This window comes from Streptomyces sp. NPDC005898 (assembly GCF_040629635.1).
GTDB lineage: Bacteria > Actinomycetota > Actinomycetes > Streptomycetales > Streptomycetaceae > Streptomyces.
In genome coordinates, this window is record NZ_JBEXWC010000010.1 from 196,697 (window position 1) to 210,182 (window position 13,486).

Below are 13,486 nucleotides of genomic sequence, written 5' to 3' on the forward strand. Positions count from 1 at the left end.
CACGCCGGGTGGGATACACATACCGTCGAGCGGTCCGCCCTACCGACCGGATGTGCCGTCAGGTCAGTGGACGCGCCCTCGGCCCAGCGGACGGCCCTGAGCGAGGCGGCCGGGTTCGCGGCCGGGCCTCAGACGATCGCCGAGACCTTGTAGGCGACACCACCCTCGACCACGTAACCCGTCCCCACGCAGACGATGTCATTGAGCCACATGTACTGATGCGCTCCTGTCTCGAAGAGCGGATTGGTGTGGAAGTAGTAGCTCTCCGGGTCGACCTGATGCCGTTTGGCGGGCTCGGCCAGATCGGCGCGCAGGTGGGGCGGGGTGACCCACCTGCCGCCGTAGGTCATGTACAGCAGTTGGCCGTCGTGTGTGCGCAGTGTCAGCCGGACGTCGAGCACCATCACTCCGTCCGGACGGAAGACCGCCCAGTCACCGCCCCCGGGCAGTACGTCACCCCTCAGCCTCGGCCCTTCGAAGGTGCCGCCGGCCGAACCGAAGTGGACCCTCCGCCCGCGCGGGCCCTCACCCATGTCCTGCCTCGGGTGGAGATCGACGACCATGTCGAAGAGGTGAGTCGTTTTGATCTCTCCGACGTCCTTCACTCTTGGGTCTGTGGCCATGTCGCAATGCCCTTTCATGTGAGGCGGGTTGGCTGGAACAGGGTCCGCCGGACGGTGTCCGTGGAAACGCCGGACTGAGCACAGAGTTCCGACAGATCGAAGAAGAAGTGCTCGCTCGCGATCAGGTCGTCCCTGAAGGAGAACCGGATGAACACCGGCAGCTCGGCGCGTCTGCCGTTGGGGGTCACACCGAACCGGTTTCCCGTCATGGTCATCTTCGCCCTGCCCCAGCACACCAGGGACGAGCCGTCGTCGGCGTGTCCGTCGAGGACCACCGCGTAATCGGGGAAGGCGGCAAAGAACCGCCCAAGCGCCCTCTCGTTCGCGGCCGGACCATGGGCAGTGGTCCCCAACGCCGGTGCGGACAACGTCATTTCACGGTGCAAGAGCTTCATGGATGCCGGTATGTCCTGTCGGCTCTTCGTGTCTGCGAGTGCCTTCGCCAGTTCGAACATGCGATGGCCGTCCAAGAGGACCCCTCCCTCAGTGTGTGAAATCTCAACGTACGGTCGTACGTACGTAAAGCGCAAGGCGTCTGCCAAGATGGCGCGATGGACGAAGGTGAACAGCGACTTACCCCTCCCGCTACCGCGCCTCGGGCGGCCGACGCCGTGACGTCGGACCGGCGCCTGCTCAAAGGCGCGAGATCCCGGCAGGCGGTGTTGCTGCATGCCGTGGATCTCGCCTCGCTGGAGGGGCTGGCGGGGCTCAGCTTCGGTCGGCTGGCCGGTGACCTCGGCGCCAGCAAGAGCGGTGTACAGACCCTCTTCGGCACGAAGGAGAACTTGCAGGTCGCCGCGGTCGAGTGCGCACGGCTGGTGTTCGACGACGCGGTGGTGCGCCCGACGAGGAGCGTGCCCCGCGGCGCGGCGCGGTTCCAGGCGTTGATCGAGTCATGGATCGAGTACGCCACGGCCCCCCTGTTCCCAGGAGGCTGCTTCTGGGCCGCGAACCTGGCGGACTTCGACAGCCGGCCAGGACCGGTACGTGACGCGTTGTTCCGCAGCCAACGCGACTGGCGGTCCCTGCTCGCCGACGAACTGCGCCACGCCTCTGACTCAGGGGAGATCACAGCACCCGACGCGGAACTCGCCGCGTTCCAGATCAACGCGGTTCTCCTGGCGGCGAATACCGAATTGCGGCTGGACGCCGAAGGAAGGGGCGACGAGGCGGTGGCCATGGTGCACGGAGTGACCGAGTTGCTTCTGACCCCTCGTCAGCCGTAAACCGACATCAGCACGGCCCCTCGCACCGACAAAAGGAAGGCAGGATCACTGCCCTTCGGGATGGGCCCATTGGGCCACATTCAAGAGGCGGATCACCGCCGGGTCGACGTCGGCCCGGTGGACGGCGTGGACGACGGTGTCGAGGTGTCCGGACCGTCCGCGGAGGGGCACGAGATGCACCCCGGCGAACGTGAGGTGACGCAGGCCCTCGGGGGCGAGGCTGACGCACAGGCCTGCGCCGACGTAGCTGAACAGGCCGCTGAGGTCGTCGGCGACCGCCACGCCGCGTGGGGTGAACCCCGCCTCGCGGCAGGCGACATGGACCTGCTCGGCCAGTGCGGGAAGAGCGGTCGGGTCGGGCAGGACGAAGTCGTCGTCCGCGAGTTCGGCGAGGTCGATCCCGTCCGCCCCGGCGAGGCGGTGACCGCGGGGCACGGCGGCGGCGATCCGCTCGGTGGCGATGACGGTGCTGACCAGGTCGTCGGCAAGCCGGGCCGGGTCGCGGACGAATCCGAGGTCGAGTGTCCCGCCCCGTACTTGGTCGACGACGCCCGCCGAGGAATCGTGCTGCAGATGGATTCGCAGGTCGGGCAGTTGCGCCGCCGCGGCTCGCAACATCGCGGGGAGGTAGAGGTAGCTCAGGAGGCTCACGTACCCGACCCGCACCTCTCCCCCGAGGCCTGACGCCACCCGCCGGGCCCTGGCCACCGCGGCGGTCTGCAGGTCGAGCAGCCGCTGCGCGTCGACGGCGAAGCCCTCGCCGGCCGACGTCAGCCGCACCCCGCCGGGACCGCGGTCGAGCAGGCGCGCTCCCACGGTCCGTTCCAGGCGCTGGATGGACTGACTGAGAGGCGGCTGGCTCATGCCGAGCCGTTCGGCGGCCCTGCCGAAGTGCTTCTCCTGTACGACCACCAAGAACTGTTCGAGCAGTCGGCGGGACAGGTTGATATTGCCGGGGATATCACTCACCACCAGATCATATATTGGACAGACCTTCGCGGTGAGGTGTCCACTGGACAGCGGAACCGCCCACCGGAATGCGTGGGTCGGGATCCGAGCCCTCTCTTCTCCGCCGTCCCTCTGGGGTGATGTGCATGTCGGTCGTGACGATCGTCGGCGCTGGTGTCATCGGTATCTCCTGGGCCCGTCTGTTCGACGCGGCCGGCTGGGAGGTACGTGTCAGCGATCCCCGGCCCGACCTGGGCGAGCTGGTGGAGCGTGAGCTGGCCGGCAGGCCGGTGACGGCGACCGCCGACCTGGTGGCCGCGGCGAGCGGCGCGGACTTCGTGCAGGAGGCCGGCCCGGAGCGGGAGGAGGTCAAGAGGGAGATCTTCGCGACGCTCGCCGCGCACACGCGTGACGACGTGGTGCTGGCCTCCTCGTCCTCGTCCCTGCTGCCCTCGGCCATCGCCCGGGGCAATCCGGCGGCCGACCGGATCGTCGTCGGGCACCCGTTCAACCCGCCGGAGCTGATGCCGCTGGTGGAGGTGGTGCCCGGACCGCGGACGGCCGCGACGACCGTCGACCGGGCACTGGAGGTCTACCGCGGCCTCGGCAAGTCACCGATCCGCCTGAAGAAGGAGATCCCCGGCTTCGTCGGGAATCGACTGCAGAAGGTCTTCAACGAGCAGGCGGCCTACCTGGTGCAGCAGGGCGTGATCGACGTGCCGGACCTCGACCACCTGGTCCGCGCCTCACTCGGTCTGCGCTGGGCCGTGACGGGCCCGTTCGAGAGCGGTGTCCTGGGCGGCGGGCCGGCGGGCATGCGCCATCTGGTGGAGCACGTCGGTTCACAGCTGACCTTCGACGCCGGCCGCCCGGACCCGGCCCGGACCGGCGAGGTCCTCGACGCCGTCGAACAGGCCTACGGCACCGGCGAGACCGCCTACGCACACCTCGCGGCCCGGCGGGACGACCGCACCCGTGCCGTCCTAAAGCCGCTGGGCTGGCCGCGCCTCCCCTCCCGCGACACGCACGGGCAATGAAGTCGCCCCTGGAGCGAGGGCCGGACACGAACGACGGAACAAGGACGACCATCATGACCAAAGCACTGCTCGCACTGCAGATCGTCCCCGGGAAGGTGCTCCGGGTGACTGTTCCGGACGGCCGGGTGCACACCCTCTGCGAGGACGCCGGTCCGGCTCCGGACGGCATCGTCGTGGACACGGCCACCGTCTACTGGACCACCATGGGCGCACCCCTGAGCGATCCCGACGTCCCCGGCGAAGCCGGTCAGGACTTCTCCCGCCCCAACGGCGGTGTCCACGCGATGGACCTCACCGGCGGGTTGCGACGTGACGTCGTCGCGCCCGGGGCGCTGACCACCGGCAAGCAGCTGACGTCCGACGGTGCCGGCACGCTGTACTGGAGCGACCGTGAAGGGCACCGGGTCAGCCGCGTCCGGGTCGACGGCACCGGCCTGACCGACCTCGTGGTCAACCCCGCCGAGGACGGGATCATGGGGGAATGCGTCGGCGTGGCGGTGGACCCCGCGCGAGGGCACCTGTACTGGACGCAGAAGGGCCCGGCCAAGGGCGGCAAGGGACGCATCCTCCGCGCCGGACTGGAGATCCCCACCGGGCAGAGCGCGGGGAGCCGGACCGACATCGAGGTGCTGTGGGACGACCTGCCCGAGCCGATCGACCTGCATCTGGCCGGCGACCGGCTCTACTGGACCGACCGCGGGGCCGCCCCCGCCGGCAACACCCTCAACCGCGCCCGCGTGCCGGCACCCCGGAGCCCGGGGGAAGCTCCGGAGATCCTCGCCGACGGGTTCGAGGAGGCGATCGGCCTCGCCGTCGACGCCGAGGCGGGCATCGCCTACGTCTCCGACCTCCACGGCCACATCCGGGCCGTCCCCCTGCCCGACGGACCTGCCGCCGGGCAGGAGCCTCGCGACATCGTGGCTCTGCCCCACCCACTGACCGGACTGTGCCTCTACAGCGGCGATCAGGGGGGCCCGGATACTCCCGCTGCCGCCGTGTGACGGCGCGGCCACCGTCCTCCAGTGGCACGATGCGATCTGGAAGCGTGGAAGCGTGGCCCGCGGGCATCCGGCGTGACACCGGGAGAGTGAGGGCGGGGCCGATGAGCACGGCACGGCGCATGCGGTTCGACGGGTGGATCGCCGGTCTCGGCACGGCCTCGGGCCTACGCCTGGTCGTCGGCTACTGGCCGCTGTCCCCCATGGGCCCGTTTGCCGACGTCATGGTGGAGAGGGCCGACGGCCGGCGCCTGCTGCTGGCGCCGTCCGAGCGCGTGGCGCGGTTCGTCGCCGCCACCTACCGGTTCGACGAGGTCATCGTGTGCCCGGTCGCGGTGGAACCAGGGCATGATCAGTGGACCGTGACAGCCGGACCGCTGCGGGCCACGTTCACGCCCGGGCGCTCCACCGCGCTGGGCCGCGTGCTGAGACTGGTCCCGGGCCGTCTGGCGACCCGCCCCGGCTGGGCCGCGCTCTGCGACCTCCCGGCGCGCCTGCTGATGCCGGGGGTCCGGACACGCGGCAGCGCGGGGGCGGGGCGCCGCGAGTGGTACGCCGCGCGGGACCTGCGCACCATCGTGTCGGCGCGAGCGGAGTGGAACGGTGAAGACCTCGGCGGGCTGAGAGCCGTGCACCCCCCGGTCCGGTTCGGTTTCGGCTCGGCCCCTCGGCGGCCGTCCCTGACCCGCGTGGTCACGACGGTGGAACTCCCGGACGACGAGGCACACGAAGTGGGTGAGGGGTCCGCGTAGGCCGCCGCCGAACAGCGGCGAGCGTGACCGCGACCCGTGCGGGCCGCGGCCCCGTGGCGCGCGTAGCCCGGTGGTTCGCGGGGTCTCTCCCAGGTATGTCTCCCACGGACTTCATCCGGCCCGTCACATTCTGGCCGCCCCGTCCGTCATGGCAGTACGACACAAGGTCGCTCACCTGGGAGACAACGATGAACGCCACGCCTTCCCCCATCCTCGTCACCGGAGGTACGGGCACACTCGGCAGCCACGTCGTACCGTTGCTGCGCGCGGCGGGCCACCCCGTCCGCGTCCTCGCCCGCAGCAGCCGCGCGTCAACGCCCGGCATCGAGTACCGCAGCTGCGACCTGCTGCGGGGGACCGGACTGGACGACGCGCTGAAAGGCGTCGAGACGGTGCTGCACCTCGCGGGCGGCCCCAAGGGCGACGACGAGGCCACCGGAAATCTGGTGCGCGCCGCGCGCACGGCCGGGGTGCGGCATCTGGTGTACATCTCGGTGGTCGGCGCGGACCGGATCCCGCTGGCCTACTTCCGCGCGAAGCTGGGCGCGGAGCGGGCCGTCACCGAGTCGGGCATCCCCTGGACGACGCTGCGGGCGGCGCAGTTCCACGACCTGGCGCTGACGGTGGCGGAGAAGATGGGGAAGCTGCCCGTCGTCCCGGCGCCGAGCGGGATGCGCTGGCAGCCGGTGGACGCCCGCGATGTCGCGGCCCGCCTCGTCGAGTTGGCGCTGGACCGGCCGGCGGGCAGGGTGGCCGACCTCTCGGGTCCCCAGGTGTACGGGCTGGGCGACCTGGTCCGTGACTACCTGAAGGCGGCAGGCAAGCGGCGCCCGCTGCTGCCGGTCCCCCTGCCCGGGAAGGTCGGCCGGGCGTACCGCGCCGGGGAGAACCTGGCGGCTGACGACGGCATGTCGGGCACCCGCACCTGGGAAGCGTTTCTGGCCGAGCGGATGGGCTGAGCAGCCTCGCGCACGCCGGACAGGGCCACGCCGCACTGAGCGAGGACGTATCCCCGGCGACGCGCATCCCCAGTACCTCACGTACCGCAAGTACCGCAAGGCGAGCCGGTCACGGCGCCCGCACCCGACCGCACGTACCGACTTATGGGGTGCGGGCTGCAACTGGTCCGGTGAGTAGGTATGTTGAGGCCCTGCCTGCCCACCCGGTCCGGCCAGATGGCGTGAACGGCCGGTCGCGGCACCCCCCTTGGGGCCGGGTATGGAGTGAACGAATGACGGGAGAGCGGAAATTGGGCCAGGACATACGACCAGAGGCCGGCACCGTCGACGTCAGCATCCCGAGCGTGGCGCGTATGTACGACTACTACCTCGGCGGCAAGGACAACTACGCCGTGGACCGTGCGGCGTGCGAGGAACTGAACAAGGTCGTGCCGAGCACGCGGGTCCTGGCGATCAACAATCGCCGCTTCCTGCAGCGGGCGGTGCGCTGGCTGGCGCAGGAGCAGGGCATACGGCAGTTCCTCGATCACGGCTCGGGGCTGCCGACGCAGGACAACGTCCACCAGGTCGCCCAGCGGGTCGACCCGGACTCCCGCGTGGTGTACGTCGACAACGACCCCATCGTGCTGGCCCACGGCCGCGCGCTGCTGGAGGAGAACGAGAACACCGCGGTCATCCAGGCCGACATGCGCGACACCGACGGAATCATGAGCCACCCCGAGGTCGAGCGGCTGATCGACTTCACTCAGCCGGTGGCCGCGCTCTTCGTGTCCGTGCTCCACTGCATTCCGGACGAGGACGACCCCGCCGGGCTGATCCGGCGGGTCGCGGACCGTCTGGCCCCCGGCAGCTTCCTGGTCGTGTGCCAGCTGGTGAGCGAGGACCAGAAGACCCGCGACTTCGTCACCGACTTCATGCGGGTCAGCACCCAGGGCCAGTGGGGGCGGGTGCGCACGGCGGCCGAACTCGGCGCGATCCTGGAGGGCTTGGAGGTTCTGGAGCCCGGCCTGGTGGAGGTCTCGACGTGGAAGCCCGACGGAGATGTCGGGCCCAAGCAGCTCACCATGGAGTGGATCGAGTACGGCGGGATCGCCCGCAAGCAGTAGCGGATCTGCCGGGCGGGACGCTCCCCCGCCCCCGCCGCGTCCCTCACACGTCTGTTGCCGCGTCCTTCACGCGTTCTCCGCCGCCTTGATCAGGTCTTCCAGCATGACCTGGGAGGCGCGCGGGGACGCGGCCTGCGCGCTGAGCTGGTCGGTGACGGCGAGATAGTGGTCGACGTCGTCGCGCTTGTCCAAGTAGAGCGCGCTGGTGAGCTGCTCCAGATAGACGATGTCGGGCAGGTCCGGCTCCAGGAAGCGCAGGATCGTGATCGGCCCGCCCGCCGCCGCGTGTCCGCCGAGGCTGAACGGGGCTATCTGCACGGTGACGTTGGGCAGCCGCGCCATCTCCAGCAGATGCCGCAGCTGGGCCGCCATGGCGTCGGACCCGCCGAGCGGACGCCGCAGACACGCCTCGTCCAGCACCGCCCACAGCCGGGGCGGATGGGGTGCGGTGAGCAGTGCCTGTCGCCGCATCCGCAACTCCACCCGCAGTTCGATCTCCGCCTCTGACGCCTGCGGGTTGCCGAGCCGGCACACGGCACGTGCGTACTCCGCGGTCTGCAACAGGCCCGGGATGAACTGCACCTCGTAGGTGCGGATGACGGAGGCCGCTTCCTCCAGCCCGATGAGTGTCTCGAACCAGCCGGGCAGTACGTCGTTGTAGCGATGCCACCAGCCGGGCGTGCTGGTCCCGCGGGCCAACGCCAGGAACTCGGCGCGCTGCTTCTCGTCCGTGACGCGGTAGAGCGTCAGGAGGTCGGCCACGTCGCGTTCCTTGCAGCCGACGCGGCCGAGTTCCAGACGGCAGATCTTGGCGTGTGAGCCCCGGATGGCGTCCGCCGCGGCTTCCCGGCTGATGCCGGCGGCCTCCCTCAGCCGGCGGAGCTGGGTGCCGAGAACGATCCGCAGAACTGTCGGGCCGCCCCGGGGATGCTCGATGTGACGGCGCGGGGGCGGGACACGCCCCGGCTGCGCGGCTGCCATGCTGGCTCCCGTGTTGGTCGGATGAGCACTCAGTTTCGCACCGCCGCCACCGTCCGTACAGTGATGGTGACTATCCGGCCGACATATGCGTCAAGCGAGCCCGGCCAGGTCGTCGAAGTCGCCGTCCTTCGCGCCTTGGACGAAGGCCGCGATCTCCGCGCGGGTGTAGAGCAACGCCGGCCCGTCCGTGTGCCGGGAGTTGCGGACCGCCACCTCGCCGTCGGCGAGAACGGCCAGCTCAACGCAGTTTCCGTTGGGGTTGCTGCGGCGGCTCTTACGCCATACCGCGCCTTCGATGGCGCTGGCGCGTATGCCGTTCGACGGTGCGTTCACCTGATCTTCTCCTTGCTGGGTGATCGGCCTCGGCCCGGAACATCCCCCTGCCTCGCCGTGGCGCGAATCGGCCGCCAAGCGACCGTTATTGCCGATGCAATTGCAGATGTACTTGCAGCAGAAGGGGGCCGACGGCATATTAGCTCTTCCGAACTGCGCGGCCCAGACCCCGAAATGCCTGCGGGAAGATTGCGATGACCCCACACTCGGCACCGACCGTGCCCGACGTCTTCCATGAAGCATCGCCACTCGACCGGGAGCCGTACTTGTCACTCGTCCAGGCCGTACTCGCCTGGTCCGCACCCCAGGCGGCGCCCGCGCCCCGTGACTGCGAACAGATCACGCTGCTGCTGGCGGACCATGCCCGCGCCCTTGCCCAGGACTTGCGACAGCGCTGCACGCGCCTGCCGAAGAGCGGCGCCCCGCGGACCCTGACCGAGACCCTGCTCGGCGAGGCCGAGCGGCGCCTGTCCCCACGGCACCGGACCACGGTGGCCGGGGCGCAGAACCTCGCCCGCCTCGTACGCGCCCTCTACGAGCGCCTGGACCACCTTCCGGCGCACCTCGGCCGCGCCGCCGAAGCCGCCGGGTAGCCCGCCCGTCCGCCGGCGGGCCCCCGATACGCAGCTCGGTCCGACGGATGGACCCACACCAGCCACGGCGACAGCGCCGACGAGGGACGGTACAGGAGACAGATGTTCAGCACGCCGGCAGTCAAGCGCAGTTACGAGGCCTACACCCAGCACGTGCGGCACTGTCCGCACTGCCACCGCAACGTACGCTGCGCTGCCGGCACTGCTCTGGTGCGCGCCTACTTGCGCGAAACCAAACTGGACCTGATCCGGTAGAAGCTCCGGCCACCTCCCCTCAGGGCTCGGCTCGGGGGCGTCCCCGTCACTCGCAGCACCCGTCTCTGCGCATCTGCTCCCCCACCGCCCTCCAGTCCGGGGCGCCCGGCGCCCGATCCCTGGGCGCCTTCGTCTTCTTGTACGGCGCCGCCAACTCGGCGCGCTCATGGAGCCGGCCGCCGACCAGGACCTGGGTGACCCGTACGAGTGCGGCGAAGTCGGTGAAGGGGTCACCGTCGACGATCGTGAGGTCTCCCAGCTTCCCCGCCGTCACCGAGCCCAGGTCCCGCTCGGCGCCGAAGACCCGCGCGGGCGCCGCGGTCACGCTCAGCAGGGCTTCGGTCGGGCTGAAACCGTGGGCCACCAGTTCGCGGAGGGACAGATGCAGATGGAGGCCGACCGGGGTCAGCGGGGTGTCCGTGCCGATCGCCATCAGGCCGCCCTCCTTCACCACCATCCGGTAGGAGGCCAACTCCCGTCGCAGGATGCGCCGTTCCGTGTCCGTGGGGACCTTGGCCGCCTGCGCGCGGACGGTGGCCAGATCCCAGGGCGGCATCATCTCGGTCACGCGGGGGTCGTCGACGAGGTCCGGGTGGTCGTGGATCGCCGGCAGGGCGCTGAACGGCGTCGCCACCAGGTTGAAGCGGCCGTGGGTGTAGTTCTCCCTGGTGTCCTGGTGGGTGCGGTTCCCCGAGGTGGCGCCGTGCCCGTACTCGGTCCGTTCCGTGGCGGACAGATGGGTCGTCAGATCCTGGCCGCTCTGCACCCCTTGGGAGCACAGGTGGGAGCCGGAGCGCACCCCGAGCCGGTCATGGCCGAAGCGGGCCGCGGCCGCCATGTACGCGAACGGCGCCCGGACGTACGTCTTCACGAAGTCCCAGTCCAGCGCGGCCCCGCGGGCGAAGGAGCGGCGCAGACCTTCCGGGGTGCGGTGCGCGCGGCCCATGGAGTACGCGACGCGCGGCCCGTCGAGCAGTTCGCCGGTGGTGAGCAGGCGCGGCCCGGCGAGCCTGCCGGCGATGACGTCCTCCCTCAACCGGGCCTGTTCGTAGGAGAATCCGGCGAGCGAGACGGTGGTGGTGACGCCGTACGCGAGTTCCAGCGCGGACTGGCGGGCCCCGTAGGTGTACTGCCAAGGGTGGGTGTGCGCGTCCCAGAGCCCGGGCAGCACCGTACGGTCCGACGCGTCGATGAAGCGAGTGGCGCGGCGCCCGGCGCGGTGCGGTTCGACGGCGGCGACGCGGCCGTCACGGATGAGGATGTCGATGTCGTCGCGGGGCCTGGACCCGGTGCCGTCCCAGAGCTGTCCGGCGTGGACGAGGGTGTCGACGGGCGTGGAGCGCCGATAGCTGACTCGCACGGGCACGGTGCGTCCGCCGCCCCCGTCGATCGGGGTCAACTTCACTTTGCCGTCCGCGAGATGGAGCACGGATGTGGAGTCGGCGGACCATGAGGGGTGGTCGGCGCCCTCGTCGCCGAGGCGGCGGGGTTCGCCGTGCGGGGTGCCGTCGGGGCGCACGGGCAGCACCCAGAGCGCGGACTCGCTGACGCAGGCGAACCACTTGCCGTCCGGTGACCAGGCGGGCCCCGACGCGTACCGGTCGGAGAGCGAGGCGAAGGGGGCCAGCGGGTGGAGCCGGTCGGCTCCGGTCGTGACGTCGACGACCCTGATGAGGTTGTAGCCCTCGCGGAAGCGGAGGTTGAGGCGGTTGCGGTCGCAGTACGCCACGTACCGCCCGTCGGGGGACCAGCTGGGCGGCCCCGGCAGCCCGCCGCCGCCCATCGGTGCGGCGAGCACCTTCTCCGTGCCGCTGCCGAGGTCGCGTACGAGCAGATTGCCGGCCATGTCGAGGCAGGCGAGCCGGGTCCCGTCCGGGGAGAGCGCGCCGTGGACGCGGCCGCCGGGCGCGAGGACGGTGTCCTTGCCGGTGGCGAGGTCATGGCGGCGCACGGCATTGAGCCCGTCGCGGTCGTCCACGTACAGCAGCGAACGCCCGTCCCGGCTCCAGGTGGGCCCCTGCACATAGGAACCGGCCGGCGCCCTGACGACCTTCCGGGGCTTTCCGCTGCTCGACATAGGCTGGATCCAGAGGGTGTTCAGCGACACGAAGGCGAAGGAGCGTCCGTCGGGGGCGAGAGCCGGCTGCTGGATGCCGCGCACCTTTCGCGTGCCGCGCGGCTCGAAATCGTACTTCTTGACGCGGTAGAGGGGCCGCTCGACGGGAAGCGTCGCGTCGAACGGCAGCACGTGTCCGCTGCCGCCCGTTCGGGCGCGCACGATCTGGAACTGTCCGTCGACGGTGAGCAGGAGCCGCTCCTCGTCGAGCCAGCGGGGCGGGGCGACGGCGATCTCCCCGTCGACGGGGACCGGCTTCCCGTCCATTACCAGGATGACCTGCTCGAACTTCCCGACCAGCTGCACCGTGCGCAGCCAGGCGCTGCGCCCGGCGGGCGAGAAGACCGGGACCTGGAGGTTGCCCGGCTCACTCTCGGCGTGCCAGACGGTGACGGGCCCGCCGACCGCGGGCACGGCCGCCAGCGTCCTGGACCTGAGCACCGTCTGGTCGAGGCTCCCCCGTACGAAGACGATCCGGCTGCCGTCGGCGGACCAGGTGGGGTCGAAGTCCTCGTACGGAACATCCTGCCCGGGCCCCGACTGCCCTTTCAGGCCGGTGAGTTGGGTCAGTTTTCCGCCGTGCGGATCGACGGTCCAGACGCGGTACGGGCTGCCCTTGACGGGGTCTCCGCCGCGCTCGGAGGAGAACACGATCTTCGAGCCGTCCGGGGACCAGGCGGGGCCCCGGTCGTCCCAGGGCCCTTCGGTCAGCCGCCGCAGTCCCGTCCCGTCCACGGCCATGACCCAGATGTGGAACTGGCCGCCCTTGAAGCAGGCCATGGCCACCTGGCGGCCGTCGGGCGAGACGGCGGGGCGGGTGGGTTCCAGGTCGGGCGGGGTGAGGGCGATGGCGGGCCGGCCGTCGTCGGCGAACGACCACAGGACGTTCTGCACCTCGGCGAGGAACCGCTGGCGGGCCGGGGTGGCGGCGCCGTTGGTGGTGGCGGTGAAGCGCAGTCGGACGGTCCGCTCCGCGGCGTCCTGGGGGGCGGCGGCCGCGACGGCCGCCGGGACGGCGGGCACCGCCACTCCCGCGATCGCCGTGCCCGCGGCGCTCTGGAGGAAATGTCTGCGTGGCATCGATGGCAACGTTGCTCCCGGGGTCTCGTGTGGTGCGTTACTGCCCACTGGCGCGGGGACAAGTCGGGAGGGTAGGGGGCGCGCCACGAACGGCGGAACCCGCGCGCCGCCCTCGGCCCCCCTCGGCCCGGGTATGGCCGGATTCGCCTGCGGGCGGGCGACTCGGGGAAGACCCGCGCATTCCGCGATGACCTCGCGAAAGAGACCGCCGGGCCCTGCCGAAGAGGGGCGGGAAGCCACTCTGGCCGAATCCGAGTACTTGCTTTCGGCGCGCAGGACCGGAAGTATCCGCTGACTGTGTCGGCTTTACGGTGACGACATAGATCATCTCCCGGTCGAGGGCGTCGAATGCGCCTAAGTTCGATCGCGTCATTGAACGCCGACGAGTCCGGTGTGTACGGTGGGGCGACCAGGTTCTCGATATTCGGTTACTTCTCGGTATTCCAGATTACGGGGGTTTGAGTGGCGGCCGAGTTAAG

Annotated in this window: 14 protein-coding genes; 8 read left to right on the forward strand and 6 right to left on the reverse strand. The window is 70.6% G+C overall.

Annotation, left to right across the window (positions count from 1 at the left end):
• Positions 1-128: 128 nt before the first annotated feature.
• Together ABZ385_RS16445 and ABZ385_RS16450 are read right to left on the reverse strand one after the other, a co-directional pair.
• Entirely contained in the window at positions 129-605 is a 477-nt protein-coding gene (locus ABZ385_RS16445; RefSeq protein ID WP_358696108.1) for a DUF3237 domain-containing protein, read from the reverse strand.
• A 32-nt stretch (positions 606-637) separates the two neighbouring features.
• Entirely contained in the window at positions 638-1,093 is a 456-nt protein-coding gene (locus ABZ385_RS16450; protein ID WP_358911881.1) for a nuclear transport factor 2 family protein, read from the reverse strand.
• Positions 1,094-1,174: 81 nt separating this feature from the next.
• Between ABZ385_RS16450 and ABZ385_RS16455 the strand changes: the two genes are divergently transcribed.
• Complete coding sequence (locus ABZ385_RS16455; protein WP_358911883.1) at positions 1,175-1,849, forward strand: TetR/AcrR family transcriptional regulator; 675 nt, start codon at positions 1,175-1,177, stop codon at positions 1,847-1,849.
• A 45-nt stretch (positions 1,850-1,894) separates the two neighbouring features.
• On the opposite strand, the gene ABZ385_RS16460 is transcribed toward ABZ385_RS16455, so the two are convergent.
• The gene (locus tag ABZ385_RS16460) at positions 1,895-2,818 is read right to left on the reverse strand and encodes a LysR family transcriptional regulator (RefSeq protein ID WP_358911885.1); all 924 of its coding nucleotides are present in this window, start codon (positions 2,816-2,818) and stop codon (positions 1,895-1,897) included.
• 125 nt (positions 2,819-2,943) lie between these two features.
• Here ABZ385_RS16460 and ABZ385_RS16465 point away from each other — a divergent pair, with 125 nt between their 5' ends.
• The 5 genes from ABZ385_RS16465 to ABZ385_RS16485 all read left to right on the forward strand — a co-directional run bounded on the left by ABZ385_RS16465 (position 2,944) and on the right by ABZ385_RS16485 (position 7,649).
• Positions 2,944-3,834 carry a 3-hydroxyacyl-CoA dehydrogenase NAD-binding domain-containing protein gene (locus ABZ385_RS16465; protein WP_358911887.1) on the forward strand — a complete coding sequence of 297 codons (891 nt, stop codon included), beginning with the start codon at positions 2,944-2,946 and terminating at the stop codon, positions 3,832-3,834.
• Between the two features lie 53 nt (positions 3,835-3,887).
• Complete coding sequence (locus ABZ385_RS16470; protein WP_358578340.1) at positions 3,888-4,835, forward strand: hypothetical protein; 948 nt, start codon at positions 3,888-3,890, stop codon at positions 4,833-4,835.
• A 101-nt stretch (positions 4,836-4,936) separates the two neighbouring features.
• Complete coding sequence (locus tag ABZ385_RS16475; protein ID WP_358578343.1) at positions 4,937-5,584, forward strand: hypothetical protein; 648 nt, start codon at positions 4,937-4,939, stop codon at positions 5,582-5,584.
• Between the two features lie 188 nt (positions 5,585-5,772).
• Positions 5,773-6,543 carry an SDR family oxidoreductase gene (locus tag ABZ385_RS16480; RefSeq protein ID WP_358578346.1) on the forward strand — a complete coding sequence of 257 codons (771 nt, stop codon included), beginning with the start codon at positions 5,773-5,775 and terminating at the stop codon, positions 6,541-6,543.
• A gap of 272 nt (positions 6,544-6,815) precedes the next feature.
• Positions 6,816-7,649, forward strand: coding sequence for an SAM-dependent methyltransferase (locus ABZ385_RS16485; protein WP_358911889.1), 834 nt, complete (start codon positions 6,816-6,818; stop codon positions 7,647-7,649).
• A 66-nt stretch (positions 7,650-7,715) separates the two neighbouring features.
• Here ABZ385_RS16485 and ABZ385_RS16490 read toward each other — a convergent pair whose 3' ends face one another.
• The gene (locus ABZ385_RS16490) at positions 7,716-8,630 is read right to left on the reverse strand and encodes a helix-turn-helix transcriptional regulator (protein ID WP_358911891.1); all 915 of its coding nucleotides are present in this window, start codon (positions 8,628-8,630) and stop codon (positions 7,716-7,718) included.
• 90 nt (positions 8,631-8,720) lie between these two features.
• On the reverse strand, positions 8,721-8,963 hold the full coding sequence (locus tag ABZ385_RS16495) for a DUF397 domain-containing protein (RefSeq protein WP_358578354.1): 243 nt from the start codon (positions 8,961-8,963) through the stop codon (positions 8,721-8,723).
• Positions 8,964-9,157: 194 nt separating this feature from the next.
• On the opposite strand from ABZ385_RS16495, the gene ABZ385_RS16500 reads away from it, so the two are divergent.
• Both ABZ385_RS16500 and ABZ385_RS16505 read left to right on the forward strand, forming a co-directional pair.
• Positions 9,158-9,556, forward strand: coding sequence for a DUF6415 family natural product biosynthesis protein (locus tag ABZ385_RS16500; RefSeq protein ID WP_358578356.1), 399 nt, complete (start codon positions 9,158-9,160; stop codon positions 9,554-9,556).
• Positions 9,557-9,658: 102 nt separating this feature from the next.
• Entirely contained in the window at positions 9,659-9,811 is a 153-nt protein-coding gene (locus ABZ385_RS16505) for a hypothetical protein (protein ID WP_358578359.1), read from the forward strand.
• 46 nt (positions 9,812-9,857) lie between these two features.
• Here ABZ385_RS16505 and ABZ385_RS16510 read toward each other — a convergent pair whose 3' ends face one another.
• Positions 9,858-13,007, reverse strand: coding sequence for an LpqB family beta-propeller domain-containing protein (locus tag ABZ385_RS16510; protein ID WP_358911893.1), 3,150 nt, complete (start codon positions 13,005-13,007; stop codon positions 9,858-9,860).
• Positions 13,008-13,486: the final 479 nt, after the last annotated feature.

Coding starts and splice junctions, on each gene's coding strand:
- ABZ385_RS16455 (WP_358911883.1), top strand. CDS start 1,175: ATGGACGAAGGTGAACAGCGACTTACCCCTCCCGCTACCGCGCCTCGG.
- ABZ385_RS16465 (WP_358911887.1), top strand. CDS start 2,944: ATGTCGGTCGTGACGATCGTCGGCGCTGGTGTCATCGGTATCTCCTGG.
- ABZ385_RS16470 (WP_358578340.1), top strand. CDS start 3,888: ATGACCAAAGCACTGCTCGCACTGCAGATCGTCCCCGGGAAGGTGCTC.
- ABZ385_RS16475 (WP_358578343.1), top strand. CDS start 4,937: ATGAGCACGGCACGGCGCATGCGGTTCGACGGGTGGATCGCCGGTCTC.
- ABZ385_RS16480 (WP_358578346.1), top strand. CDS start 5,773: ATGAACGCCACGCCTTCCCCCATCCTCGTCACCGGAGGTACGGGCACA.
- ABZ385_RS16485 (WP_358911889.1), top strand. CDS start 6,816: ATGACGGGAGAGCGGAAATTGGGCCAGGACATACGACCAGAGGCCGGC.
- ABZ385_RS16490 (WP_358911891.1), bottom strand. CDS start 8,630: ATGGCAGCCGCGCAGCCGGGGCGTGTCCCGCCCCCGCGCCGTCACATC.
- ABZ385_RS16500 (WP_358578356.1), top strand. CDS start 9,158: ATGACCCCACACTCGGCACCGACCGTGCCCGACGTCTTCCATGAAGCA.
- ABZ385_RS16505 (WP_358578359.1), top strand. CDS start 9,659: ATGTTCAGCACGCCGGCAGTCAAGCGCAGTTACGAGGCCTACACCCAG.
- ABZ385_RS16510 (WP_358911893.1), bottom strand. CDS start 13,007: ATGCCACGCAGACATTTCCTCCAGAGCGCCGCGGGCACGGCGATCGCG.